Origin of the sequence: Limnospira sp. PMC 1279.21, assembly GCF_032349615.1 — a bacterium.
Taxonomy (GTDB): Bacteria; Cyanobacteriota; Cyanobacteriia; order Cyanobacteriales; family Microcoleaceae; genus Limnospira; species Limnospira fusiformis.
Genome location: NZ_JARPLU010000394.1, coordinates 1 through 1,326 on the forward strand (window position 1 = coordinate 1; position 1,326 = coordinate 1,326).

Annotated in this window: 1 protein-coding gene and 1 pseudogene; both read right to left on the reverse strand. The window is 44.3% G+C overall.

Features of this window, described 5'->3' with window-relative positions; translation table 11 throughout:
* Positions 1–7: 7 nt before the first annotated feature.
* Positions 8–880: a reverse transcriptase domain-containing protein gene (locus tag P5683_RS24885; protein WP_233497931.1), complete on the reverse strand. Its 873-nt coding sequence runs from the start codon at positions 878–880 to the stop codon at positions 8–10.
* 48 nt (positions 881–928) lie between these two features.
* Positions 929–1,150, reverse strand: a pseudogene (locus P5683_RS24890) (reverse transcriptase N-terminal domain-containing protein); the annotation flags it as partial.
* Positions 1,151–1,326 lie beyond the last annotated feature (176 nt).

Genomic DNA, 1,326 nt, shown 5'->3' on the forward strand with positions numbered 1-1,326 from the left:
AACTGGTTTACCAAGTGTTGTTACTGTGCTTAATGATTGAGATAAAGGCTGTAACTGCCTTCTTACTGGGTTTGATGTGGGTTAAAAAGGTTTTCCTTGTGTCCCTATTTATCTTCCCCACTCTATGTTTTCCTGCTGGGTATTGCCTAATATTGAATCCCAAGAAATCGAAACCCGGTTCTTCTGTTTTCCCTTCATATTGTATGGGGTTAAGTGTATGACACACTCTGGTCTTTTCCGGTTTAATCTCTAATCCTATAGGTTTTAACCAACGGGAAATAGCAGTTTTGCACTGTTCAATGATGTCCAGTGACGGTGATATCACTACAAAATCATCAGCGTATCTTATGAGGGTGGCTTTAACTTTACCCCCACTTGCTTTTGGATACATTGTTTCAATTAACCTAGCCATTCCATCCAGTGCAATGTTGGCGAGTATTGGACTTATTACCCCTCCTTGTGGTGTCCCGGCTTCTGTATCCTCGAATACGCCATTGTCTAGCACTCCTGCTTTTAACCATTGTTTCAGGTCGCGTTTAATTACGCTAGGACAATGAATTTTGGACAGTAGGTAATCATGGTTTATTCGGTCGAAGCATTTCGCTATATCCGCATCAAGGACATAGTATTGACCCTGATTTATGGCCGTGTATATTCTACCAATCGCGTCATGGGCTGACCTGCCTGGTCTGAACCCGTAGCTTGTGCCTTCAAATCTCCCTTCCCATTCGGGTTCGAGAGCCGATTTCACCAAGGCTTGCCTGGCTCTATCTTGGATTGTGGGTATCCCTAGAGGACGTTTCTCATCCCTTCCAGGTTTTGGAATCCACACCCTTCGTAGTGGTTTTGTTTTGAGGTTTCCCTTGATTTTCTCAGCCATTTCTAACCTTTGCTTAGGGGATATTACGACCATCCCATCTACTCCAGCCGTCTTTTTGCCTTGATTGTCTTGGGTCACCCGTCGCACCGCTAAGAGCCGGGCATAATATGATTTCACCAATAGACGTTGCCACCTTCTAACCTTCGCGTCCTGTCCCGATTTAGCTGCTTGGAATATCCTCTTTTGGAGCTTAAAGACGTATCGCTGAACCTTAGTCCAGTTGATACTTCTCCATACAAACGCACGTCTTGATTGGTCTGGTTTTCCCAAATCCGTTCTTTAAACTCGATTTCGTCATATTAACCCTTAATCGACTCTATCCTTGCAATCAAACCGTGACCCGTTGGCATATCCCGTCCATTACAGCCGGGCGTTAGCTTCTGGTCACATCTCATATCAAGTTCGCTTAATCGGTTATAATATCAGTGACCAATGCCAAACTTGCG

Coding starts and splice junctions, on each gene's coding strand:
- P5683_RS24885 (WP_233497931.1), bottom strand. CDS start 880: ATGGCTGAGAAAATCAAGGGAAACCTCAAAACAAAACCACTACGAAGG.